This is a genomic window from Sphingomonas sp. Leaf25, assembly GCF_001421635.1.
In the GTDB taxonomy this organism is placed as follows: domain Bacteria; phylum Pseudomonadota; class Alphaproteobacteria; order Sphingomonadales; family Sphingomonadaceae; genus Sphingomonas.
Window position 1 is genome coordinate 1 of sequence record NZ_LMKU01000007.1, and the last position, 1,711, is coordinate 1,711.

At 68.3% G+C, this 1,711-nt stretch carries 2 protein-coding genes; one reads left to right on the forward strand and one right to left on the reverse strand.

Annotation, left to right across the window (positions count from 1 at the left end; translation table 11 throughout):
- Window positions 1-107: 107 nt before the first annotated feature.
- On the reverse strand, window positions 108-1,097 hold the full coding sequence (locus ASE78_RS03740) for an NAD(P)H-dependent flavin oxidoreductase (RefSeq protein ID WP_082466993.1): 990 nt from the start codon (window positions 1,095-1,097) through the stop codon (window positions 108-110).
- 89 nt (window positions 1,098-1,186) lie between these two features.
- On the opposite strand from ASE78_RS03740, the gene ASE78_RS03745 reads away from it, so the two are divergent.
- Window positions 1,187-1,603: a secondary thiamine-phosphate synthase enzyme YjbQ gene (locus ASE78_RS03745; protein ID WP_056493571.1), complete on the forward strand. Its 417-nt coding sequence runs from the start codon at window positions 1,187-1,189 to the stop codon at window positions 1,601-1,603.
- The last annotated feature ends 108 nt before the right edge of the window (window positions 1,604-1,711 follow it).

Here is a 1,711-nt window from a genome sequence, read left to right on the forward strand (position 1 = left end):
ATGGGCTTCGTCCATCTCGCCTGCGCCATGATCTGGCTACGATAAATGCAGACGCGGCCTAGTGTAAACTTTGTAAACTTTGGAGCAACGCCGCCCGATTGATCGGCTCAGGCGATCACCCGCCGGTCGAACGCCGCTGCCGCCTCGTCCATCAGTGTGGCGATGATTGCGGCGGCGCTTTCCTCCTTCGTCACCATACCGACCGACTGGCCGGCCATCAGGCTGCCATGCTCGACATCGCCGTCGATCACCGCGCGGCGCAGCGCGCCCGCCCAGTAATGTTCGATCTGCAACTGCGCCTCGGCCATCGCGACGCCGCCTTCGTCGAGGCTTTGCGCCACCTCGCGCTGCTTGGCGGTGAACAGCTCGCCGCCCGCGTTCTTGAGCGCACGCACCGGGATGACCGGCAGGCGCGGATCGATCTGCACGCTCGCCACCGCATCACGCGCCGATGCACGCAGGAACGCCTTCTTGAACGCCGGATGCGCGATCGATTCGGTCGCGCAGACGAATCGCGTGCCAAGCTGCACCCCGGCCGCACCCATGTCGAGATAGCCGGCGATCGCCTCGCCCCGGCCGATCCCGCCCGCGACGAACACCGGCACCTGGTCCGCCACCTCGGGCAGCATCTCCTGCGCCAGCACGCTGGTGGACACCGGGCCGATATGGCCGCCGGCCTCCATCCCCTCGATCACCAGCGCGTCGACGCCGCTGCGGATCAGCTTCTTCGCCAGCGCCAGCGCCGGGGCGAAGGCGATGACCTTGGCCCCCGTCGCCTTGATCGCGTCGAGCGACCCCTTGGGCGGCAGCCCGCCGGCCAGCACGACATGGGTGACGCGGTGGCGCCCGCAGACGTCGATCAGGTCGAACAGCGCCGGGTGCATGGTGATGAGGTTCACCCCGAACGGCCTCGCGGTCCGCTCCTTGGTGGCGGCGATCTCGGCATCGAGCAGTTCGGGGGTCATCGCCCCGCACGCGATCACGCCGAAGCCGCCGGCGTTGGAGATGGCGGCGACCAGATGGCGCTCGCTCACCCACGACATCGCGCCGCACAGGATCGCGGTATCGGAGCCGAGGAAGTCGCAGCCACGGGCCATGCGGCGGGTCAGGCGTTCACGCCCGGTCGAAGGGTTCGTCATGGCCCCGCCTAGCGCGACCGGGCGGCTTCGGGCAAGCAGGCGCGATGATACGACAGGAACATGGCGAGCTGGTGGTGACGACCAACGGACAGGGGCTGGTGCTCATCACCGGTCAGGTTCGCCACTGGATCGAGGCAACCGGCATCGCCAGCGGGCTGCTGACGCTGTTCTGCCGCCACACCTCGGCCTCGCTGCTGGTGCAGGAAAATGCGAGCGAGGCGGCGCGCGACGACCTCGAACGCTATTTCCGCCACATCGCCCCCGAAAGCGACCGCTATGCCCATAGTGAGGAAGGGCCGGACGACATGCCCGCCCATCTGCGCACCGCGCTGACCGACGTATCGCTGTCGATCCCGGTGATCGGCCACCGTCCGGTGCTGGGCACGTGGCAGGGCATCTACCTGTTCGAACACCGCCGCGCCGCCCACCGCCGGCGCGTGGCGGTGCATCTCATCGGCGAATAGTCAGCGGCGGTTTGGAAACCCGCGAAAGGGCGGGTTTCGAGAGCGGTGCCGGCCCGCTCCCCGTCCCGACCACCCATAGCATATCCTGATTGGGTGGTCGGGACGGGG